The sequence below is a fragment of the Rathayibacter sp. AC451 genome (assembly GCF_979253095.1).
Window position 1 is genome coordinate 966,399 of record NZ_CEEDBD010000001.1, and the last position, 21,961, is coordinate 988,359.

Consider the following 21,961-nt stretch of genomic DNA (forward strand, 5'->3'; position numbering starts at 1 on the left):
ACTAGGAGCCCTTCTGGTTCGGGGAGGAGCCGCCGTCGGCGGCTCCCGGGGTGGAGGGGGAGGATTCGGGGCCGGCGAGCCGGCGGAGCTCCGCGACGAGGTGCCGGCGCAGGGCCGGCTCGGCGACGCGGAGATAGGAGTCGACCGTCTCGGCACCGCGCGGCGACCACGAGAGCACGAGCAAGCCGCCCTCCTCGACGGCGCGGTCGATGGCGTAGCTGCCCTCGCCCGCACCGCGCAGCAGGGCTGCGGGGATGACGGTCGGTCGCTCGCCGACCGGCGCGAGGACGACTCCGCGCTCGTGCAGCCGCAGCGTCGCCTTCCCGCGGAAGCCCAGGCCCGGCAGCACGACGCGCTCGAGCGGCTGCTCGAAGCGGGTCGTCGCGACGTAGGGCAGCTCGACCGACTCGAGTTCCGCGCCGAGGGACTCGGCGGGGACGGCCTCGGGGACGAGGTCGGCGGAGCGGCGGCGGCGCGCCCGCCAGGAGAGGATCATCCCGGCGAAGACCAGGACGACGACCGCGGCGATCACGATCGTGATCGCGGTCCTATCCACGGGCGGACCTCGCGGCTCCTGCGACCACCGCGGCATCGACGAGCTCGCCGTCGAGGACCGTGGGGTAGCCGTCGTGGAGCGTCGCGACGACGCGACCGGGAAGCTCCCGACCGAGGTACGGGGAGTTGGCGCTGCGCCCCCGGAGGTCGGACGTCGAGAAGCTGCGGCGCACCTCCGGGTCGTAGAGCGCGATGTTCGCCGGTGCGCCGACCGCGATGCCGCGGTCGTAGCCGTCGAGCCGGCCGATGCGGGCGGGCGCCTGCGACAGCACCCGGGCGACGTCCGCCCAGGTCATCCGACCGTCGTCGACGACGGCGGCGTGCACGACCGACAGGGCGCTCTCGAGGCCGACCATGCCGAACGCGGCGGCGTCCCACTCGCAGTCCTTCGACTCGACCGGGTGCGGGGCGTGATCGGTCGCGACGATGTCGATGGTGCCGTCGGCGAGGGCCTCGCGCAGGGCGAGCACGTCCTCGTCGCGGCGCAGCGGCGGGTTCACCTTGAACCGGGCGTCGTAGCCGCCGCCGCCCTCGCCGTCCGCCGCGATCAGCTGCTCGGTGAGCAGGAGGTGGTGGGGCGTGACCTCGGCGGTGACGTCGATGCCGCGGGCCTTGGCCCAGCGGATCACGTCGACCGAACCGGCGGTCGAGACGTGGCAGACGTGCAGCCGCGAGCCCACGTGCTCGGCCAGGAGGACGTCGCGCGCGATGATCGCCTCCTCGGCGACCGCGGGCCAGCCGGCGAGGCCGAGGGCGCTCGAGACGGCTCCCTCGTTCATCTGCGCGCCGACCGTGAGCCGCGGCTCCTGGGCGTGCTGAGCGACGACGCCGTCGAACGCCTTCACGTACTCGAGCGCGCGGCGCATCAGCAGAGCGTCCGAGACGCACTTCCCGTCGTCCGAGAAGACCCGGACCGCCGCGCGGCTGCGCGCCATCGCGCCGAGCTCGGCGAGGGACTCCCCCGCCAGGCCGACGGTCACGGCGCCGATCGGCCGCACGGTCGCGTAGCCGGCGTCCTCGCCCAGGCTCTGCACCTGCTCGACGACGCCCGCGGTGTCCTGCACCGGCGACGTGTTGGCCATCGCGAAGACGGCGGTGAAGCCTCCCGCAGCGGCCGCGCGCGATCCGGTGAGTACCGTCTCGCTCTGCTCGAAGCCGGGCTCGCGGAGGTGGGTGTGCAGATCGACCAGGCCGGGCAGCGCCAGCAGGCCGTCGGCGTCGATCACGCGGGCGCCGCGCGAGTCGAGGTCGGTGCCGATCTCGACGACGACTCCGCCGTCGACGAGGACGTCGGCGGTGCTGTCGTCGGCGAGCGTCGCTCCCGAGATCAGGATCCGCCGGGGGCTCTCGGTGCTCATCAGTGGACCTCCCGTTCGCCGGACAGCAGCAGGTAGAGCGCGGCCATCCGGACCGAGACCCCGTTGGTGACCTGTTCGAGCACCGTGGAGCGGCTCGAATCGGCGGCGGCCGAGGAGATCTCGACGCCCCTGTTCATGGGTCCGGGGTGCATGACGATGGTATCGGGGCCCAAGCGGGCCAGGCGCTCGTCGTCGAGACCCCAGATGCGCGCGTACTCGCGGCCGTTGGGGAAGAAGCCGCTCGACATGCGCTCGAGCTGGATGCGCAGCAGCATCACGACGTCGGGGAGCCCGGAGTCGATCGCCTCGTCGAGGTCGAATCGGATGGTCGCCGGCCAGTCGACCGTGTCGACGGGGACGAGCGTGGGCGGCGCGACCAGGGTGACCTCGGCGCCGAGCGCGGTGAGCAGCCAGACGTTCGAGCGGGCGACCCGCGAGTGCAGGATGTCGCCGACGATCGTGACGGCCACCCCGTCGAGCCCCTTGCCCCGGGAGGCGGTGGGGCCGTGCAGCCGGCGGCGGATCGTGAAGGCGTCGAGCAGCGCCTGGGTCGGGTGCTCGTGCGTGCCGTCGCCGGCGTTCAGGATCGACGCGTCGATCCATCCGCTCGCCGCGAGCACGGCCGGGGCTCCGGACGCGCTGTGACGCACCACGACGCCGTCGGCGCCCATCGCGGCGAGGGTCTGCGCCGTGTCCTTCAGGCTCTCGCCCTTCGACACGCTGGATCCCTTGGCGCTGAAGTTGATCACGTCGGCCGAGAGCCGCTTGGCCGCCGCCTCGAACGAGATGCGGGTGCGGGTCGAGTCCTCGAAGAAGAGGTTGACGACCGTCTTCCCGCGCAGCGTCGGCAGCTTCTTCACCTCGCGGTTCTGCACGTCGGCCATGTCCTCGGCGATGTCGAGGAGGCCGATCGCGGAGGAGCGGTCGAGGTCGCGGGTCGAGAGCAGGTGCTTCATGCGGTGCCCCCTCCGTCGGCGGCCTCGTCCGCCGGGCGCGTCGACTCGATCGCGACCAGGTCCTCGCCGTCGACCTCGAGGAGGCGGACGTTGATCCGCTCGCTGAGACTGCTCGGCAGGTTCTTGCCCACGAAGTCGGCCCGGATGGGGAGCTCGCGGTGGCCGCGGTCGACCAGCGCGGCGAGGCGGACCGCCCGGGGCCGGCCGATGTCGCTCAGGGCGTCGAGCGCGGCGCGGATGGTGCGACCCGAGAAGAGGACGTCGTCCACCAGCACGACGGTGCGTCCGTCGATGCTCGCCGGCACGGCGGTCCTCGCCGGGGTGCGCACCGGGTTCCGGGAGAGGTCGTCGCGGTACATCGTCACGTCGAGGGAGCCGGCGAAGACGGGAGCCGCCTCCGGCTCGATCCGGGCGATGGTCTCGGCGATCCGCTGGGCGAGGACCACGCCGCGGGTCGGGATCCCGAGGATCACCAGCGACTCCGCTCCCCGGTTGGACTCGAGGATCTCGTGGGCGATGCGCGTCAGAGCGCGCGTGATGTCAGCGCCGTTCAGCACGATTCGTGCCGTCACACCGACCTCCTTCCCCGTCTCTCCGGACGGCCTTAAAGGAAATGTCTCGATGAGTATAGGGGCGCGGGCCGCGTCCCTCCGGGTGCGCCGGCCCACTCCCGCCCCGCAGGAGCACGCCCGGCCCGCGGACCCGCCCGATCGTGCGAGTCGGATCCGGCGAGCCGGAGGCACCCGCCCCCGATCGGGTCGAGCGCCCGGGGTCAGACCGCCGTGCGCGACTCCGCGACGGAGGCGAGCAGCCCGTTGATGAAGCCCGCCGAGTCGTCCGTCGAGAGGACGGTCGCGGCCTCGACGGCCTCCGAGATCGCGACGCCGTCGGGGACCTCGTCGTTGTGCAGGATCTCCCAGACGCCGATGCGCAGGATCGCGCGGTCGACGAGGGGCATCCGCGCGAGCGTCCAGCCCTTCGAGAGCCGCTCGATCAGCCCGTCGATCTCGGCGGAGTGGTCGATGACGCCGTCGACGATCTCACGGGCGTAGAGCCAGGAGGCCTCGCGCGCGGGCTCGTGGACCGCCCGCTCCGCTTCGGCCCGCAGCGACTCCGCGAACGGGATCTGCCGGACATCGGCGTTGTAGATGATGTCGAGGGCGCGCTTGCGCGCCTTCGTGCGTGCACTCACGGACGCCCCGGCTCAGCTGACGCGGCCGAGGTAGTCGCCCGTGCGGGTGTCGACCTTGACCTTCGTGCCCTGCTCGAGGAAGAGCGGGACCTGGATCTGGTAGCCGGTCTCGACGGTGGCGGGCTTGGTGCCGCCGGTCGAGCGGTCGCCCTGGAGGCCCGGCTCGGTGTAGGTGATCTCGAGCACCACGGACGCGGGGAGGTCGATGTAGAGCGGGTCGCCGTCGTGCAGCGCGAGAGTGACGTTCTGGTTCTCGAGCATGAAGTTCGCGGCGTCGGCGACGACGGCCTCGGGGACCGTGATCTGGTCGTAGTCCGAGGTGTCCATGAACACGAAGTCCTGGCCGTCGCGGTAGAGGTACTGGAAGTCGCGACGGTCGACGTTGGCGGTGTCGATCTTGGCCCCGGCGTTGAACGTCTTGTCGACGACCTTGCCGGTCAGGACGTTCTTCATCTTGGTGCGGACGAACGCGCCGCCCTTGCCCGGCTTGACGTGCTGGAAGTCGATGACGTTCCAGAGCTGACCGTCGATGTTGAGGACGGTGCCGTTCTTGATGTCGGTGGTAGAGGCCATGCGAAGGGGGATCCGTTTCGGTGGAAGTCTGCTGCCGGTGGACCCGACTCCGGGCGCGGCGATATCGGCCGGTACGGCTGACCCGTCGAGTGTAGTCGATGGGCGCGGCGGGGCCGAGGGAGTCCTCACCGCTCCTCCCGCAGAAGGTGCGCTCGGGAGAGGATGGGAGGACGTCGCGAGAGGAGACCCGCCATGCAGGACGTCCCGACCCTGATCGACACCGGCCCGCTGGACGCCGCGTTCGCCGTGGTGCCGATCGTGATCGCCGCCGTCGTCGTCCTCATCGCGGTCCTGATCGTGGTGAACCTGCGCCGGGCGAGGAAGCTCGGCGTGGATCCGCTCACCCTGCAGACGGACGTCGCCTCGAAGCTCGCCACCGGCGGATTCGGCGCCGAGCGCCCCCTCGGCGAGCGGCTCGCCGAGATCGACGGGCTGCTGGCCGCGGACACGATCACCGAGCAGGAGCACGCCGCGGCGAGACGGGCGGCGCTCGAGGGCCGCACCTGAGGCCTGCCCGCTCCTAGGAGCCGATCTCCTGGTACGCCGCGAACAGCAGGGAGGTCTCGGGCCCCTGGAGGATGCTGGGCCGCGCGATGTCGTCCAGCACCACGAACCGGAGGATCCCCGCTCGGGACTTCTTGTCGCGCTGCATCGCGGCGAGGAGCGTCTCCCACCGCCCGAGCGGGTAGCTCGTCGGCAGGGTCAGCGACTCGAGGACGCTGCGGTGGCGGTCGACCGCCGAGTCGCTGAGCGAGCCGGTGAGGCGCGACAGCTCCGCGGCGAACACCATCCCGACCGAGACGGCGGCGCCGTGACGCCACTGGTAGCGCTCGGCGTGCTCGATCGCGTGCCCGAGGGTGTGCCCGTAGTTCAGGATCTCGCGCAGCCCCTGCTCCGTGAAGTCCTCGCCGACGACCCGGGCCTTGATGCCGATCGAGAGCTCGACGAGTCGGCGGAACTCCTCCGAGCCGGGGTCGGTCGCCAGATCGACGTCCGACTCGATGATGTCCAGGATCTGCGGTTCCGCGATGAAGCCGTACTTCACGATCTCGCCGAAGCCGGCGAGGATCTCGTTGCGCGGCAGGCTCGAGAGCACGTCGAGGTCGGCGACGACCGCTCGCGGGGCGTGGAACGCGCCGACGAGGTTCTTCCCCTCGGCCGTGTTGATCCCCGTCTTTCCGCCCACGGCGGCGTCGACCATCCCGAGGACGGTCGTGGGCACCTGGACGAGGCCGACGCCCCGGAGCCAGGTGGCGGCCACGAACCCGGCCAGGTCGGTGATCGCTCCCCCGCCGAAGCCGACGACGACGTCGGTGCGGGTGAAGTCGGACTGGCCCATGACCTGCCAGCAGAACGCCGCGACCTCGACGCGCTTGGCCGCCTCGGCGTCGGGGACCTCGGCCAGCAGCACCTCGTAGCTCTCGAGCAGGCTCTCGCGGATCTCCGCGGCGAGGACCGCGAGCGTGGGCGGGTGCACGATGAGCACCTTCGCAGCGCGCGGGCCGATGGCGTCGGCGAGCCCGTCGAGCAGCCCGCGGCCGACGGTGATGTCGTAGCCGGCGGCGCCGGGCACGGTGATGGCGGTGGAGCCGTCGTTCATGGAAGTCTTCCGCTCGGGCGGCCGGAGTCGGCCGCCGGGTCTGCTGCGCGGCCGCCGGCGGCGATCGCGTCGTGGGTTCGGGGGTCTCGGGCCGGTCGGGCGCGCACCCAGTCGGCGATCTCCGCAGCGATCGCGGTGATGGGCCGGCGGGAGGTGTCGAAGGTGACGTCCGCGAGCGCCTCGTAGAGCGGGCGCCGCTGCTCGTGCAGACGGGTCCAGTCGGCGACGCCGCCGCGGACGAGGGGTCGGCTCCCGGAGCCGAGACGGTCCCTGACGGCCTCGGCCGTCGTGGTGAGCAGGACCACGGGGACCTCGGCGAGATCGGCCTGCGTGTCCGGATCGAGCACCGCTCCCCCGCCGAGGGCCAGCACGACGTCGCGGCGGACGGCGCTCTCGACGACGAGGCGCTCCTCGCGGCGGAAGGAGGCCTCTCCGTGCGCGTCGAAGTACGCGGCGATCGGGCCGTGGCCCGCGACGAACTCGGCATCGGAGTCGACGAAGGCCGCCGCGAGGGACTTCGCGACCCGCTTCCCGATGGTCGTCTTCCCCGCCCCCATGGGGCCGATGAAGACGACGCGGGCGCGGGCCGCGCCGGTATCGTGCCCGGCCATCAGCGCTCTCGCCCGAGGGCGCATCCGCGGATCACGACACGCCCAGGGCGGGGTTGCTCGCGCTCGCCGTCCGCAGCTCGGCCGGGATCGCCTCGAGGTAGCCGCGCAGGTTCCGGCGCGTCTCGGTGACGCTGTCGCCGCCGAACTTCTCGAGCACGGCGTTCGCGAGGACGAGGGCCACCATCGCCTCCGCGACGACTCCCGACGCGGGGACGGCGCAGACGTCGGAGCGCTGGTGGTGGGCTCCGGCCGCCTCGCCCGTCGCCACGTCCACCGTGCGCAGGGCGTGGGGAACGGTCGCGATCGGCTTCATCCCCGCGCGCACGCGCAGGACGGTGCCGGTGCTCATGCCGCCCTCGGTACCCCCGGCGCGGTCGCTGGAGCGCGAGATGCCCGCGGCGTCCTGGAACAGCTCGTCGTGCGCCTCGGACCCGCGGCGGGTCGTGGTGAGGAAGCCGTCGCCGACCTCGACGCCCTTGATGGCCTGGATGCCCATGAGGGCCGCGGCTAGCTGGGAGTCGAGCCGCCGGTCCCAGTGGACGTAGGAGCCCAGTCCCGGCGGGAGACCGTAGGCGAGCACCTCGACGACACCGCCGAGCGTGTCGCCGTCGTCGTGAGCCCGGTCGACCTCGGCCACCATCAGCGCGCTGGTCGCGGCGTCGTGGCACCGCAGCGGATCGGCGTCGAGCGAGTCCACGTCGGCCGCCGTGGGCAGTGGGGATCCCTCCGGCACGCGCACCGGGCCGATGGCGAGGGTGTGGCTGACGAGCTCGATGCCGAGTTCGCCGAGGAACCGCCGGGCGATGGCGCCCAGGCCCACCCGTGCCGCCGTCTCGCGCGCGGAGGCCCGCTCGAGGACGTTGCGCGACTCGGCGAAGCCGTACTTCTGCATGCCGACGAGGTCCGCGTGCCCGGGCCGGGGCCGGGTGAGTGCGGCGCCGCGGCCCTTCGGCAGGGTCTCGGGGTCGCGCGGCTCGGCCGACATCACGTCGACCCAGCGGGGCCACTCGGTGTTGCCGATGCGCAGCGCGATCGGGCTGCCCATGCTGGCGCCGTGGCGGATCCCGGACGAGACGGTGAGCTCGTCCTGTTCGAAGTTCATCCGTGCGCCGCGGCCGTAGCCGAGCTTGCGCCGGGCGAGATCGGTGCGGATGTCCTCGAGGGAGACGGGGACCCCCGCGGGGAGTCCTTCGAGGACGGCGATGAGTTCGGGGCCGTGGGATTCCCCGGCCGTGAGCCAACGGAGCATCCACAGATTCTCGCACACGGGGCGGGGCCGCACCGCCGGGCGGCCCCGCCCCGGCGGTGCGGGGTCAGGAGCCGTCGGGCACAGCCGCGCGCATCGCGGCGAGCACGTCGTCCTCCCGGGGCAGCGTGCGCGTCGGATCCCCGCCGGCGAAGATCCGCACCTGGACGAGCGCCTGGTGCAGCAGCATCCCGAACCCCGAGACCACGGGCGACCGCCGGGCGCGCCAGCGTATCGCGAGGGGGCTCGGCCACGGGGCGTACGCCACGTCGAAGAGGGTCGAGGCGGCGATGACGTCGTCGGGCACCGCGAGCTCCTCGGCAGCCGCCCCGGGCAGCGTCGAGATCACGAGCGGATGCGGCTCCCCCGCCGACCACTCGTCGAACGACCGGATCTCGAGCACGGTGCCCAGTGTCTCGGCGACCGCGCGCAGCGGCTCCGCCCGAGCCGGAGCGCGGACGGTCGCGGTGACGCGGGACGCGCCGAGCTCGGCCGCGGCCGCGATCGCCGACGCGGCCGTCGCTCCCCCGCCGAGCACCTCGACGCGGTCGACGCGGGTGACGCCCGCGTCGCCCAGCGCTCGGACGATCCCCGCCACGTCGGTGTTGAAGCCGCGGCGGCGGACCGAGGAGCCGTCCCGCTCCAGCAGCACCGTGTTGACGGCCCCGGTGGCGCGGGCGACGAGGTCCTCCTCGTCGAGCAGCGGCCGGACGGCGTGCTTGAGCGGCATGGTGAGCGAGAGGCCGTGCCAGCGTGCGACCGGGTCCTCGAGGACGGCCGCGAGGGTCTCCTCCGTCGTCTCGAGGGCCGTGTAGCTCCAGTCGAGACCGAGCACGCCGTAGGCGGCGGCGTGCAGGGCCGGCGACTTCGAGTGCGCGATCGGCGAGCCGAGGACCGCGAGGCGGCGCCCGGACGCGGTCACTGGTACTCCGGGTGGTCCCGCATCCAGGCCTGCCACTGCGCCACCGCGGCGTTGTGCTCGGCGTCGGTCGTCGAGTACACGGTCTCGCCGGTCTCGAGGTTGACGGTGACGAAGTACATCCACGTGCCCTCGGCCGGCCGCAGCACCGACTCGATCGCGATGTCGCCCGGGTTCGAGATGGGGGCGGGCGGGAGGCCGTCGCGCTGGTAGGTGTTGTAGACGTTGTTCACGTCGCCGCGCTCGGCGTCCGTCGTGGTCACCCGGTCGGTCGCTCCGGTTCCGTAGGCGACGGTCGCGTCCGACTGCAGGCGCCAGCCCTGGTCGAGCCGGTTCTGGAACACCCGCGCCACCTTCGGGAAGTCGTCGGCGATGCGCGCCTCCCGCTGCACGAGCGAGGCGAAGACGATCACGCGGTAGCGGTCCTCGACCGGCACCTGCGCCTCGTCGAGAGCCTGGTACATGCGGTTCACGAGGGTCTGCAGGATGTCGTGGGCAGGAGTGCCCGGGTCGACGTCGTAGGTGGCCGGGAAGAGGAAGCCCTCGAGACTCGTCGCCTCGGCGGGGAGTCCGAACGAGCCCCAGTCGGCCGCCGCCGCCTGGAGCTCCTCGACGGGCACGCCCGTGCCGTCGGCGATGAGGGGCAGCGCCGAGGCGAGGGCGGTGCCCTCGGGGATCACGAACGTGTTGGCGAGCCGCGTGGACTCGGAGTCGAGCAGCGCGGCGAGAGCGGACTTGGCGCTCATCTCGGCCTTCATCGAGTAGGCGCCCGGCTGGAACACCGGCTCCGGCGTCGTCGAGACGAGGAGCTCGTAGAACGGCGCGTACGACTTGATCACGCCGTCCGAGACGAGGTTCTCGGCGATGTCGCTGCCGCCGTCGCCCTGGTGGATCGTGAAGACGACCTCGCTCGTGCCCGTGCCGGCGAAGTCGGTGGCCTCCGGCTCGGCGAACAGCGCCCGGACGGGCTCGAGGAAGACGGTCACGGCGACCGCGACCAGGGCGGCGAAGACGCCGAAGGCGAGCAGCCCGCCGATCAGGCCGCGGTGGTTGCGCCGCTTCCGCGGTGCTCCGGCCGCCTGCCGGCGACGACGGCGGGTCGACGCCTTCGCCTCCGGATGCGCCGCGGCGACGGCCTCGCCGCGATCGCGCGGAGCAGGCACATCCGGCCCGGAGAAGAGCCGGTCGAGTGGATCGTGGCCGGACTGCTCCGTCGGGCCGTCACTCGAGGCGGGGGGCTCCTGCGGAGGCGTCGGGAGCTGATTCTGCTGATCGGCCTCTGTGGCGCGGGCGGCGCGGCGGCTCGGGGGGACGTCGGTCACGGGTGGGTCGTCCTTCGTTCGGTTCGAGCGGGATCCCGGCGGGGGTGCCGGAGGAGCGCTCGGAATCGATGGCGTGCTGCAGGATCACCACGGCGGCGACCTGGTCGATCACTGCGCGGGAACCGCGCGTGTCGCGTCCGGAGCGGTGGAGGGCGCTCTGCGCGGTCACCGTCGACAGGCGCTCGTCGACGAGTCTGACGTGCGCCGCGGGGATAGCTCGCGCCAGTCGGCCGGCGAACTCCCGCGCGTCGTCGGTGGACGCGGTCTCGGCGCCCGAGAGCGAAAGCGGCAGCCCGACCACGATCGCGACCGCGAGGTGCTCCTGCGCGATCGCGGCGATGCGGGCGATGTCGGCGCCGCTCCCGGCGTCCTTCTCGCGGACGACGGTCTCGACCGGCACCGCGAGCAGACCGTCGGCGTCGCAGCGGGCGACACCGATGCGGGAGCGTCCCACATCGATGCCGAGCCGGACGCCGAACTGGTCCATGCTCAGCGTGCCGCTTCCGCGACGACGGCCTCGAGCGCGGCGCCGATCGCCGACACGTCGGAACCGCCACCCTGGGCGAGATCCGGCTTGCCGCCTCCGCCGCCGCCGAGGACTCCCGCGGCGAGCTTGGCGAGGGTCCGGCCTTCGCGCCGGCGTCGCGAGCGGCCTGGTTGGTCGCGACGATCACGGCGGGCTTGCCCGACACGTCCGCGGCCAGGGCCACCAGGGCGGCCTCGGAGCCGAGTCGCTCTCGCACCGAGGTGACCAGCGAGCGCAGCTCGTCCGCCGATCCGGCCGTGCCGACGTTCTCGGCGACGACGGTCAGCCCGTTCACCCGCCGCTGGTTCGCGACGATCGCGGGGACGCGGTCGGCGAGGGCGCGGGCCTCGAACGCGACGATCCTCTTCTCGGCCGCCTTCAGACTCGCGACGAGGTCCGCGATGCGCTCGGGGAGCTGCTCGCGGGGCGTCTTGAGCGAGGACGAGATCGTGCTGACGAGGGCGCGCTCGGCGGCCAGGTCCTGGAACGCCTCACGGCCGACGAGCGACTCCACCCGGCGGTTCGTCGATCCGACCGACGACTCGCTGACCAGGCTGATGAGCCCGATCTCGGACGAGGCTCCCGACGTGGGTGCCGGCGCAGAGCTCGCGCGACCAGGGGCCGCCGATGTCGACGACGCGGACGACGTCGCCGTACTTCTCGCCGAACAGCGCCATGGCGCCGAGCGCCTTCGCCTCGTCGAGGGGCAGCTCGCGCGTGACGACCTCGAGGTTGTCGCGGATCGCGGTGTTCGCGATGTCCTCGATCTCGCTGCGGGTGTCGAGCGACAGCGCCTGGTTCCAGGAGAAGTCGAGGCGGAGGTAGCCGGCCTTGTTGTACGAGCCGGACTGGTGCGCCTGCGGGCCCAGCACCTGGCGGAGAGCCGCGTGGATCAGGTGCGTGCCGGAGTGCGCCTGGGTCGCCCCGCGCCTCCAGTCGCGGTCGACGACCGACGTCGCCGCGTCGCCGACGCCCACCTCGCCGCTCGCGACCTGGACGGTGTGGCTGATGAGCCCCTTGACGGGCTTCTGCACGTCGAGGACCTCGAGGTCGAAGCCGTTGCCGACGATGCGGCCTGCGTCGGCCTCCTGGCCGCCCGACTCCGCGTAGAGCGACGTGGCCTCGAGGATCACCTCGGCGATGTCGCCGGCCGAGGCCTTGGTCACCGAGCGCCCGCCCACGACCAGGCCGACGACGCGCGACTCGGTGTCGAGCACGTCGTAGCCGGTGAAGAGCGTCTCGCCGTGCGCGCGGAACGCGGCGTAGACCGAGAGGTCGGCGAGGGCCGACTTCTTCGACTTCGCATCGGCCTTGGCGCGGGCGCGCTGAGCCGACATCAGCGAGTCGAAGGCCTCGCGGTCGACGCTGAGCCCGGACTCCTCGGCGATCTCGAGCGTGAGGTCGATCGGGAAGCCGAACGTGTCGTGCAGGAGGAACGCCGTGTCGCCGGGGAGGGTCTCGGCGTCGGCCTTCTTGGTCTTGAGCACCGCGAGGTCGAGGATCTCGGTCCCGGCGGCCAGGGTGCGCAGGAACGCCTCCTCCTCGCCGAACGCGCTGGTCGACAGCCGCTCGTACTCCGTCTGCACCTCGGGGTAGGCGGCGGCCATGGCGTCGCGCGAGGCGGCGAAGAGCTCGGGGAAGACGGCGGTGTCCACGCCGAGCAGGCGCATGGCGCGCACCGTCCGGCGCATCAGCCGGCGCAGGATGTAGCCGCGACCCTCGTTCGACGGGGTGACCCCGTCCGACAGCAGCATGAGCGAGGAGCGCACGTGGTCGGCGATGACGCGCATGCGCACGTCGTCCTCGTGATCGGCGCCGTAGCGGCGGCCCGACAGCTCGGACGCGCGGTCGAGCACCGGGCGCACCTGGTCGATCTCGTACATGTTCTCGACGCCCTGCTTGAGGAACGCGACGCGCTCCAGCCCCATGCCGGTGTCGATGTTCTTGCGCGGGAGCTCGCCGAGGATGTCGAAGTCGACCTTGCTCGTCCCCTCCCCGCGCAGGTACTGCATGAAGACGAGGTTCCAGATCTCGACGTAGCGGTCGTCGTCGGTGGCGGGGCCGCCGTCGATGCCGTAGGCCGGGCCGCGGTCGAAGAAGATCTCGGAGCAGGGGCCGGCCGGTCCGGGCTGACCGGTCGACCAGTAGTTGGTGTCCTTGTCCAGGCGCTGGATCCGCTCGTCGGGCAGGCCCGCGATCTTCTTCCAGAGCGAGATGGCCTCGTCGTCGTCCTTGTAGACGGTGACCCAGAGGTCCTTCTCGTCGAACCCGAGCCCGCCGTCGGCCTCCGTGCCGGTGAGCAGCTCCCAGGCGTAGCCGATCGCCCCCTCCTTGAAGTAGTCGCCGAAGGAGAAGTTGCCGTTCATCTGGAAGAACGTGCCGTGGCGGGGGGTCTTGCCGACCTCCTCGATGTCGTTGGTCCGGATGCACTTCTGCACGCTGGTCGCGCGGGGGTACGGCGCGGGGACGACTCCGGTCAGGTACGGCACGAAGGGCACCATGCCGGCGACGGTGAAGAGGAGGCTCGGGTCCTCGCTGACGAGCGAGGCGGACGGCACCACGGTGTGGCCGCGGCCTCCGAAGAAGTCGAGCCAGCGGGTGCGGATTTCAGCGGTCTGCATGGGGTCCGTTACGTGTTCGGTCGGTGTCGACGCGGGAGTCGGATGGGGGCCGGGCGGCCGTGGCGGGGAGGGCGGGTCAGCCCTCGCCGATGGCGGCCTTCAGCTCGGCCTCGCGCTGGTGGTAGCCCTCGGAGACGGCGTCGCCGAGCTCCTTCGCCGTGCGGTTGAGATCCTCGAAGAGGCGGGCGCCGGCGGCGGTGCGGGCGACCTGGTGCGCGAGCGCGAAGCCGAGACCGATCCCGACGACGACCAGGACGAAGTTCTTCACGGAGGTTCCTTCCACGGCGGGGGCGACGGGCGACGCGTCGGAGCGCGACCGCCCAGTCGATTGTAGGGCGCGAGTCTGCGGCTACCGGGAGGAGGGCCTGCGGGTGCGCTTGGAGCGCTTCGCCGCCGTCTTCCCCGCCGCCTCGCCGACCGCGTCCGCCGTGCGACCGGCCACCAGGACGGCGCGGACGCCCGCGGTGAAGCCCGCGAGCTTGATCAGCGGACCGCCGATCGTGGCCGCAGTGAGGGCGACGAGCGCGTTCACGTTGCCGGTGACCTCGGCCACGTCCTTCGTGATCGTGTCGACCCGCGCGAGCTGCTGGTTGGCCTCGCGGAGGGTGGAGGCGGACTCGTCCAGGATCGGGGTGAGGCCGTCGCTGGCCTGCTTGATCGCCTCGCTGGTGCTGTCGAACACGCGACCCAGCTTCCACAGCGGGATCGCCGCGATCGCGACCAGGATCGCGAACACTCCTGCGGCGATGAGTCCTGCGATGTCTCCACCGGTCACGGTGACCTCCGTTCGGCGCCGCCCGATGCGGCACTCCAGCCTAGCGACGCTCCGCGGAGCGCTGCGGCAGGGGCGGTGCGCGTGCCGTGCCCCGGGACGACGGAAGGCCCCTGCGGTGAGCAGGGGCCTTCCGGGACGACGGTCGGACGACCGGGTCAGGAGTGGATCAGCGGGCGGCGTAGTACTCGACGACCAGCTGGACCTCGCAGGTCACGGGGACCTCGGCGCGCTTCGGGCGGCGCAGCAGCGTCGCCTGGAGCTTGTCGATCTCGACCTCGAGGTAGCCCGGGGTCTTGGGGAGGACGTCGACGTGGCCACCGGCAGCGGCGACCTGGAACGGCTCGGTGCCCTCGGAGCGGGTCTTGACGTGGATGACCTGGCCCGGCTTCACACGGAAGGAGGGGCGGTCGACCGTCTTGCCGTCCACCATGATGTGGCGGTGCGTGACGAACTGGCGGGCCTGCGCGGTGGTGCGGGCGAAGCCCGAGCGCAGGACGAGGGCGTCGAGGCGCATCTCGAGGAGCTCGACCAGGTTCTCACCGGTCAGGCCCTGGGTGCGGCGCGCCTCGGCGAACGCGATGCGGAGCTGCTTCTCGCGGATGCCGTACTGGGCGCGCAGACGCTGCTTCTCACGCAGGCGGACCGCGTAGTCGGAGTCGGCCTTGCGCTTCGAGCGGCCGTGCTCACCGGGAGCGTAGGGACGCTTCTCGAGGTAGCGGGCCGCCTTCGGGGTCAGCGGGATGCCGAGGGCGCGCGAGAGGCGCGTCTTCGAACGGGAACGGGAGGTCGTCGACACTGTGGTCCTTCCAAGGTCTGAGAGGTTCGATCGCAGCTCTCGCCTGCGCTCTCCGGGAGGAGAGCGGGCGCCGTGGTCGTGTCCGGTCGCGGGTGCGTCCGGAAGGGTGACCGCGGTGACGAGCTGCGCGATTCAGAGGGATGCGCTGCTCCGCTCGGCTACAGAGCGGTGGGCAACCGCAGAAGACTATCACGGACGGCCGCCGTGCGCCGATCTCACCCGCCGCGGATGATCCGCATGAGCTTCGCGAGTCGGGCCGACACGTCGCGCTCGTTGCCGTGCTCCGTCGGGTCGTAGTAGCGGGCGCCCTCGAGCGCGTCGGGGAGGTACTGCTGCTGCAGCACGCCGAGGTCGGCGTCGTGCGGATAGCGGTACCCCTTGCCGTGCCCGAGCCGCTTCGCGCCGGGGTAGTGCGCGTCGCGCAGATGCGGAGGCACCCGGCCGGCCTTCCCCGCGCGGACATCGGCGATCGCTGCGTCGAGCGCCGTGTAGGAGGCGTTGGACTTCGGCGCGGTCGCGAGGTGCACGACCGCCTGCGCGAGCGGGATGCGACCCTCGGGCATCCCGATGAGCTGCACCGCATCGGCGGCGGCGACCGCGATGACGAGCGCCTGCGGATCGGCCATGCCGATGTCCTCCGACGCCGAGACGATGATCCGCCTGGCGATGAAGCGCGGGTCCTCCCCCGCCTCGATCATCCGGGCCAGGTAGTGCAGCGCCGCATCGACGTCGGAGCCGCGGATCGACTTGATGAAGGCGCTGATGACGTCGTAGTGCTCGTCGCCGTTGCGGTCGTAGCGCAGCAGGGCGCGATCGACGGCCCGGGCGACGATCTCGGTGGTGATGAGCGGGAGCTCGGGCTCCTCGGGCGGCGAGTCGCCCTCGACGGGCGCGTCGTCGTCCTCGTCGTCCTCGTCCTCCGGCTCGGCCGTCCGGGCGGCGCGGTCGGCCTCGCGCGCGTCCGACCTGGCCGAGGTGGCCGCCGCCTCGAGCGCCGTGAGCGCCCGTCGGGCGTCTCCGGAGGCGAGGCGGATGATGCTCGCCCGCGCCTCGGGATCGAGCGCGACCGTCGCTCGCAGGCCCCGCTCGTCGACGAGGGCGCGGTCGACGAGCACGCCGAGGTCGTCGTCGCTCAGCGGCTCGAGGGTGAGCAGCAGCGAGCGCGACAGCAGGGGCGCGATCACCGAGAAGGACGGGTTCTCGGTGGTCGCGGCGATGAGGATGACCCAGCCGTTCTCGACGCCGGGCAGCAGGGCGTCCTGCTGCGCCTTGGTGAAGCGGTGGATCTCGTCGAGGAAGAGGACCGTCGAGGTGCCGTAGAGATCGCGGGTCGAGAGCGCCTCCTCCATCACCTGGCGCACGTCCTTCACTCCGGCGGTGACCGCCGAGAGCTCGACGAACCGGCGGCCGCTGGAGTGGGCGACCGCCTGCGCGAGCGTCGTCTTCCCGGTGCCGGGCGGACCCCACAGGATCACCGACACGGCACCGCGCTCGCCCGTGGTGTCGGCCGCGAGGGCGACCAGCGGCGAGCCCCGCGTGAGCAGGTGGCGCTGGCCGGCGACCTCGTCGAGGCTGCGCGGGCGCATCCGCACGGCGAGCGGAGTCGCGCCGGAGCGGAGTCCGGCCTGCTGCATGGTCATGCCCGCAAGCGTAACGAGGGCCCCCGACACCCGCGTCGGGCGGCGGAGCGGCGTGTGGAGTCGCCGCGCCGATTCTCGTAGGCTCATCGCGGTCTGCGCCCCGCGCGGACCGCCGCGCCGACCGGGGCGCGATGGGAGACGTCGGAGGAACACGTGGTTCAGGGGAAGTCGAACGACCGCGAGGCGCGCACCCGGCTGAGGGCCTACCAGGCCCGGCAGGCCCTGCACCGCACCCGATCCGCCCGCCGCCGGCGCGACAACGTGATCGCGGCCGTCGCCGGCGTCGTCGTCCTCGCCCTCGCCGCCGTCGCCCAGATCCTCTACTTCTCGGGCGGGCCGGGCACGCCCGTCGCCGAGCCGTCGTCCACCGCGAGCGCGACTCCCGCTCCCACCGCGACCGGGCAGAACACGGGCGACGTCCCCTCGAGCGACATCGCCGAGGGCCGCGACTGGACCGGCGAGATGACGATCAACGCCGACGCGCTCGGCATCACGCTGGCGGGCGCCGCGGCTCCCCAGGCCGTCTCCTCCTTCCTCTCGCTCGCTCAGTCGGGGTTCTACGACGGCGTCTCCTGCCACCGGCTCACCACCGAGGGCCTGTTCGTCCTGCAGTGCGGCGACCCCGACGGCGACGGCACCGGAGGACCTGGCTACAGCTACGGCCCCGTCGAGAACGCCCCCGAGGACGGCCTCTACCCGGCCGGCACCATCGCGATGGCCCGCCAGTCGGGCAACGGCTACAGCCAGGGCAGCCAGTTCTTCGTCGTCTACGAGGACACGACGCTCCCCGCCGACGCCGCCGGCGGCTACACCGTCATCGGGCAGGTCACCTCGGGCCTGGACGCCCTGGTCGCCGACGTCGTCTCGAAGGGCACCGCCGACGGCTCCGCTGACGGCGCGCCCGCGGAGCCCGTGGCGATCACCTCCGTCTCGGTGCAGTAGGCGCGGCGCGCCCCCTCGCCCGACCGGGGTGCAGGAGCCGGGGGCGCCCCTGTGCAATAGGCTGAACGTCACTGCCCGTTCGCGGCCGAGCGCGGTACCCGGCCTACCGGCCGTCGAGCCCGATCGGCCACCGACGCGACGGACATCGAACAGCACGACATCGAACAGCAAGGTGAGGCTCCGAGCGATGAGTGACCAGCAGCCGTGGGGACGAGTCGACGACGACGGGACGGTCTACGTCCGAGTCGGAGACGGGGAGCGCGAGGTCGGCCAGTACCCCGATGCCACCCCAGAGGAGGCGCTCGCCTACTACGAGCGCAAGTACACCGAGCTGGCCGGGCAGGTCTCCCTGCTCGAGCAGCGGGCGAAGCGGGGTGCTCCCGCCGCCGACGTCGCCCGGACGGTCCAGTCGCTGACCGCGGCGATCGCCGAGGCGCACGCCGTCGGTGATCTCCGAGGCGCTGCAGACGCGCGTCAGCGCGCTGAGCGGCTCGGTCGAGGACCTCTCCGAGCAGCAGGCCGCCGAGTCCAAGGCCGTGCTGGCCGAGGCTCTCGCGTACCGCGAGGCGATCGTCGCGGAGGCGGAGGCCCTGGCCGCCGTCGATCCCGCCAAGACGCAGTGGAAGCAGGCGAGCGCGGCGATCGACGAGCTGTTCGCCCGATGGCAGAGCCACCAGCAGCAGGGGCCCCGCCTGCCCAAGAACGAGGCCAACGAGCTCTGGCGCCGCTTCCGCGGTGCCCGCACGACCATCGAGCAGAACCGCAAGGCGTTCTTCGCCGACCTCGACTCCGCGCACCGCGAGGCCAAGGCCGCGAAGCAGGCGCTGATCGACCAGGCGGAGGCCCTCGTGCCGCGCGGCGCCGAGGCGATCCCCGAGTACCGCACCCTCCTCGAGAGCTGGCGGGTCGCCGGTCGAGCGGGCAAGCGGTTCGACGACGCGCTCTGGGCGCGGTTCAAGGCCGCCGGCGATGCGATCTACGGCGCGAAGGCCGAGATCGTCGCCCAGGAGAGCGTCGAGTACACCGAGAACCTCGACCGCAAGCTCGCGCTGCTCGAGGAGGCGGAGCCGCTCCTGCAGGAGCAGGATCGCGAGAAGGCGAAGCGCGCCCTGCTCTCCGTCCAGGAGCGCTGGGACGAGGTCGGACGCGTGCCGCGCGAGCAGGTCCGCACGATCGAGGACCGGCTCCGCAAGGTCGAGGCGCACGTGCGCAAGCTCGACGAGGAGCATTGGAACCGCAGCAACCCGGAGCGCAAGGCCCGCTCGGAGGGGCTCGCCTCCCAGCTGACCTCGGCGATCCAGAAGCTGCAGGACGAGCTCGACGAGGCGAAGGCCCGCGGCGACCGCGCCGCCATCGCCCAGGCGCAGGAGGCCCTCGACGCCCGCAAGGTGTGGCTGGACGCGCTGGGCTGATCCCCGAGGGGCTGATCCGGGTGGAGGTCCTCCTCCACCGTCCGGATCCGTCCACAGATCCGCAGAAGCGCCTCCGGAGGGGAGTCGCGTCGTCCACTCTCGTGGGATGACGCGACTCCCCTCCGTTCTGCTTCCCGGGCACCTCCCCCTCGCCGAGCTCTGCGCGGCCCGACTCGACGGGGAGCTGCGAGCCCTCGACGAGGGCTTCGTCGTCTCCGACCTGCCGACGGGTGCCGCCGAGCGCGGAGCGGCGCTGCTGGCCGTGCTCCCCCGCGGCACCGTCGCCGATCGACTCAGCGCCGCCTGGGTCCACGGGGCGATGTCGGACGCACCGTCCGTGCACAGCGCATCGATCGACCGCCGCCACCGGCTGCATCCGCCGCGGATGGCGCGGCTGCGCTACCACGAGGTGCGCCTCTCCGACTCCGAGGTCGTCACCCTCGGCGGGTGCGCGGTCACCACTCCCGTGCGCACCCTCGTCGATCTGGCGAGGATCGCGACGGCATGCGACGACGACCTGCTCCGCTCGCTCGCGGCCGTCACCGGGACGTCCCTCGACGCGGTGCTGGCGCACCTCACCGCGGCGGGCACGGCCGTGGCGGGCCGCCGCATCGCCGAGAGCCGGCTGGCGGCCGCGCTCGACGCGCGGCCGCCGGATCCGGGGTCAGCCCGCGCTGACCCGGTAGACGTCGTAGACGGCGTCGATGCGGCGCACGGCGTTCAGCACCCGGTCGAGGTGCGTCGTGTCGCCCATCTCGAAGACGAAGCGGCTGATCGCCAGCCGGTCGCTCGAGGTCGAGACGGTCGCCGACAGGATGTTCACGTGGTGCTCGGAGAGCACGCGGGTCACATCGCTGAGAAGTCCGGAGCGATCGAGGGCCTCGACCTGGATCTGCACCAGGAAGATGCTCTTGGACGACGGCGCCCACTCGACGTCGACGATGCGCTCGGGCTCCTTGAGGAGCTCCTGCACGTTGTGGCAGTTGGCCTGGTGCACCGAGACGCCCGCCCCGCGCGTGACGAATCCCACGATCTGATCGCCCGGCACCGGGGTGCAGCACTTGGCGAGCTTGACCAGGATGTCGGGGGCGCCCTTGACGAGCACGCCGGACTCGCTGCTGCGGCTGCGCGGACGCGGGGAGCGAGGGAGGGTGACCTCGTTCTCGTCCGACTCCGGATCGCCCTGGATCGAGGCGACGACCTTCTCGAGCACCGACTGGGTCGAGACGTGCCCCTCGCCGACGGCCGCGTAGAGCGCCTCGACGTCGTTGTAGCGCAGCTGGCTCGCCACCTCGGTGAAGGTGTCCTGGCTCATCAGCTTCTGCAGCGGCAGGTTCTGCTTGCGCATCGCCCGGGCGATCGAGTCCTTGCCCTGCTCGATGGCCTCGTCGCGCCGCTCCTTGGTGAACCACTGGCGGATCTTGTTGCGGGCCCGAGGGCTCTGCACGAAGTTCAGCCAGTCCTGGCTGGGCCCGCTGTCGGGGTTCTTCGAGGTGAAGACCTCGACGACGTCGCCGGTCGTCAGCGAGGACTCGAGCGGCACGAGGCGGCCGTTGACCTTCGCGCCCATGGTGCGGTGGCCGACCTCGGTGTGCACCGCATAGGCGAAGTCGACGGGGGTCGCTCCGGTGGGCAGGCCGATGACCCGGCCCTTCGGAGTGAAGACGTAGACCTCCTTGGCGCCGATCTCGAAGCGGAGGGAGTCGAGGAACTCGTTCGGGTCCGTCGTCTCGGACTGCCAGTCCGAGAGGTGCGCGAGCCAGGCGAGGTCGGTGTCGTTCGAACCGGACGTGGGCACCTTGCCCGTCGCCATCTGCTCCTTGTACTTCCAGTGCGCCGCGATGCCGAACTCGGCGTGCTGGTGCATCTCGTTGGTGCGTATCTGGATCTCGACCGCGCGGCCCTTGGGGCCGACCACCGTCGTGTGCAGCGACTGGTACAGGTTGAACTTGGGAGTCGCGATGTAGTCCTTGAAGCGGCCCGGCATCGGGGTCCACCGCGCGTGGATCGAGCCCAGCACCGCGTAGCAGTCGCGCACCGAGTTCACGAGCACGCGGATGCCCACGAGGTCGTAGATCTCGTCGAACTCGCGACCTCGCACCACCATCTTCTGGTAGATCGAGTAGTACTGCTTCGGACGGCCGACGACCCGGCCCCTGATCTTGCCGGCGCGCAGATCCTCGCCGATGAGGTCGATCACGCTCTGGACGAACTCCTCGCGCTGAGGCGTCCGCCGCTTCACGAGGCTCTCGATCTCGTTGTAGATCTTGGGGTACAGCACCGCGAACGACAGGTCCTCGAGCTCCCACTTGATGGCCTGGATTCCCAGGCGGTGCGCGAGGGGCGCGTAGATCTCGAGGGTCTCGGTAGCCTTGCGCGCGGCGGACTCGGCCGGCACGAACCCCCAGGTGCGTGCGTTGTGCAGCCGGTCGGCGAGCTTGATGATGAGGACGCGGATGTCCTTCGACATCGCCACGATCATCTTGCGGACGGTCTCGGCCTGGGCGCTGTCGCCGTACTTGACCTTATCGAGCTTGGTGACGCCGTCGACCAGCATCGCGACCTCGTCGCCGAAGTCGGCGCGGAGCTCGTCGAGCTTGTAGTCGGTGTCCTCGACGGTGTCGTGCAGGAGGGCCGCGGCGATGGTCTTCGAGCCGATGCCCAGGTCGGCCAGGATCTGCGCGACCGCGAGCGGGTGCGTGATGTAGGGCTCTCCACTGCGGCGCTTCTGCCCCGCGTGGGCCCGCTCCGCGACGGAGTAGGCGCGCTCGATGAGGGCGATGTCGCTCTTGGGGTGGTGCATCCGCACCGTGCGCACGAGGGTGTCGACCGCACCGCTCGGCTGCGCGCGCGAGAAGATCCGAGGGACCAGTCTGCGCAGGGCAGCGGTGGACGACGTGGTCGTGGTTTCCGTCAC

Annotated in this window: 19 protein-coding genes and 2 pseudogenes; 3 read left to right on the top strand and 18 right to left on the bottom strand. The window is 72.1% G+C overall.

Annotation, left to right across the window (positions count from 1 at the left end; translation table 11 throughout):
* Position 1: 1 nt before the first annotated feature.
* From AC0CID_RS04545 to efp, 6 genes are all read right to left on the bottom strand, one after another.
* On the bottom strand, positions 2 to 556 hold the full coding sequence (locus AC0CID_RS04545) for a PH-like domain-containing protein (protein ID WP_465225913.1): 555 nt from the start codon (positions 554 to 556) through the stop codon (positions 2 to 4).
* Positions 549 to 1,913, bottom strand: a complete 1,365-nt coding sequence (locus tag AC0CID_RS04550) for a dihydroorotase (protein WP_465225914.1) — start codon at positions 1,911 to 1,913, stop codon at positions 549 to 551. The genes AC0CID_RS04545 and AC0CID_RS04550 overlap by 8 nt, the downstream gene beginning before the upstream one ends.
* Positions 1,913 to 2,869, bottom strand: a complete 957-nt coding sequence (locus AC0CID_RS04555) for an aspartate carbamoyltransferase catalytic subunit (protein ID WP_207402664.1) — start codon at positions 2,867 to 2,869, stop codon at positions 1,913 to 1,915. The genes AC0CID_RS04550 and AC0CID_RS04555 overlap by 1 nt, the downstream gene beginning before the upstream one ends.
* A complete protein-coding gene (pyrR, locus tag AC0CID_RS04560) occupies positions 2,866 to 3,441 on the bottom strand; it encodes a bifunctional pyr operon transcriptional regulator/uracil phosphoribosyltransferase PyrR (protein WP_465225915.1) in 576 nt (191 codons plus the stop codon). Before pyrR ends, AC0CID_RS04555 begins: the two co-directional genes overlap by 4 nt.
* A 200-nt stretch (positions 3,442 to 3,641) precedes the next feature.
* A complete protein-coding gene (gene nusB / locus AC0CID_RS04565) occupies positions 3,642 to 4,061 on the bottom strand; it encodes a transcription antitermination factor NusB (protein WP_207402666.1) in 420 nt (139 codons plus the stop codon).
* A gap of 12 nt (positions 4,062 to 4,073) precedes the next feature.
* On the bottom strand, positions 4,074 to 4,634 hold the full coding sequence (gene efp / locus AC0CID_RS04570; protein ID WP_465225916.1) for an elongation factor P: 561 nt from the start codon (positions 4,632 to 4,634) through the stop codon (positions 4,074 to 4,076).
* Between the two features lie 192 nt (positions 4,635 to 4,826).
* Between efp and AC0CID_RS04575 the strand changes: the two genes are divergently transcribed.
* Positions 4,827 to 5,141, top strand: coding sequence for a hypothetical protein (locus AC0CID_RS04575; RefSeq protein ID WP_465225917.1), 315 nt, complete (start codon positions 4,827 to 4,829; stop codon positions 5,139 to 5,141).
* 13 nt (positions 5,142 to 5,154) lie between these two features.
* Here AC0CID_RS04575 and aroB read toward each other — a convergent pair whose 3' ends face one another.
* The 11 genes and pseudogenes from aroB to AC0CID_RS04630 all read right to left on the bottom strand — a co-directional run bounded on the left by aroB (position 5,155) and on the right by AC0CID_RS04630 (position 16,690).
* Positions 5,155 to 6,234: a 3-dehydroquinate synthase gene (gene aroB, locus AC0CID_RS04580; RefSeq protein WP_207402668.1), complete on the bottom strand. Its 1,080-nt coding sequence runs from the start codon at positions 6,232 to 6,234 to the stop codon at positions 5,155 to 5,157.
* Entirely contained in the window at positions 6,231 to 6,845 is a 615-nt protein-coding gene (locus AC0CID_RS04585; protein WP_465225918.1) for a shikimate kinase, read from the bottom strand. Before AC0CID_RS04585 ends, aroB begins: the two co-directional genes overlap by 4 nt.
* A 31-nt stretch (positions 6,846 to 6,876) precedes the next feature.
* Positions 6,877 to 8,094, bottom strand: a complete 1,218-nt coding sequence (gene aroC, locus AC0CID_RS04590; RefSeq protein WP_465225919.1) for a chorismate synthase — start codon at positions 8,092 to 8,094, stop codon at positions 6,877 to 6,879.
* Positions 8,095 to 8,158: 64 nt separating this feature from the next.
* Positions 8,159 to 9,013: a shikimate dehydrogenase gene (locus AC0CID_RS04595; protein ID WP_465225920.1), complete on the bottom strand. Its 855-nt coding sequence runs from the start codon at positions 9,011 to 9,013 to the stop codon at positions 8,159 to 8,161.
* The gene (gene mltG, locus AC0CID_RS04600) at positions 9,010 to 10,173 is read right to left on the bottom strand and encodes an endolytic transglycosylase MltG (RefSeq protein WP_465225921.1); all 1,164 of its coding nucleotides are present in this window, start codon (positions 10,171 to 10,173) and stop codon (positions 9,010 to 9,012) included. The genes AC0CID_RS04595 and mltG overlap by 4 nt, the downstream gene beginning before the upstream one ends.
* Positions 10,174 to 10,231: 58 nt before the next feature.
* Positions 10,232 to 10,819, bottom strand: coding sequence for a Holliday junction resolvase RuvX (ruvX, locus tag AC0CID_RS04605; RefSeq protein ID WP_465225922.1), 588 nt, complete (start codon positions 10,817 to 10,819; stop codon positions 10,232 to 10,234).
* Between the two features lie 2 nt (positions 10,820 to 10,821).
* A pseudogene (gene alaS / locus AC0CID_RS04610) lies at positions 10,822 to 13,479 on the bottom strand (alanine--tRNA ligase).
* 76 nt (positions 13,480 to 13,555) lie between these two features.
* On the bottom strand, positions 13,556 to 13,747 hold the full coding sequence (locus AC0CID_RS04615) for a hypothetical protein (RefSeq protein ID WP_251942638.1): 192 nt from the start codon (positions 13,745 to 13,747) through the stop codon (positions 13,556 to 13,558).
* 81 nt (positions 13,748 to 13,828) lie between these two features.
* Entirely contained in the window at positions 13,829 to 14,254 is a 426-nt protein-coding gene (locus AC0CID_RS04620) for a DUF948 domain-containing protein (protein WP_465225923.1), read from the bottom strand.
* Between the two features lie 166 nt (positions 14,255 to 14,420).
* Positions 14,421 to 15,050 (bottom strand): 30S ribosomal protein S4, encoded by a 630-nt coding sequence (rpsD, locus tag AC0CID_RS04625; protein WP_207404936.1) that lies wholly within the window; start codon positions 15,048 to 15,050, stop codon positions 14,421 to 14,423.
* A 215-nt stretch (positions 15,051 to 15,265) separates the two neighbouring features.
* Complete coding sequence (locus AC0CID_RS04630; protein WP_465225924.1) at positions 15,266 to 16,690, bottom strand: replication-associated recombination protein A; 1,425 nt, start codon at positions 16,688 to 16,690, stop codon at positions 15,266 to 15,268.
* Between the two features lie 153 nt (positions 16,691 to 16,843).
* Between AC0CID_RS04630 and AC0CID_RS04635 the strand changes: the two genes are divergently transcribed.
* Positions 16,844 to 17,632, top strand: a complete 789-nt coding sequence (locus tag AC0CID_RS04635) for a peptidylprolyl isomerase (RefSeq protein ID WP_465225925.1) — start codon at positions 16,844 to 16,846, stop codon at positions 17,630 to 17,632.
* Positions 17,633 to 17,819: 187 nt separating this feature from the next.
* Positions 17,820 to 19,044, top strand: a pseudogene (locus AC0CID_RS04640) (DUF349 domain-containing protein).
* A 664-nt stretch (positions 19,045 to 19,708) separates the two neighbouring features.
* Here AC0CID_RS04640 and AC0CID_RS04645 read toward each other — a convergent pair.
* The gene (locus tag AC0CID_RS04645) at positions 19,709 to 21,961 is read right to left on the bottom strand and encodes a RelA/SpoT family protein (RefSeq protein ID WP_308202028.1); all 2,253 of its coding nucleotides are present in this window, start codon (positions 21,959 to 21,961) and stop codon (positions 19,709 to 19,711) included.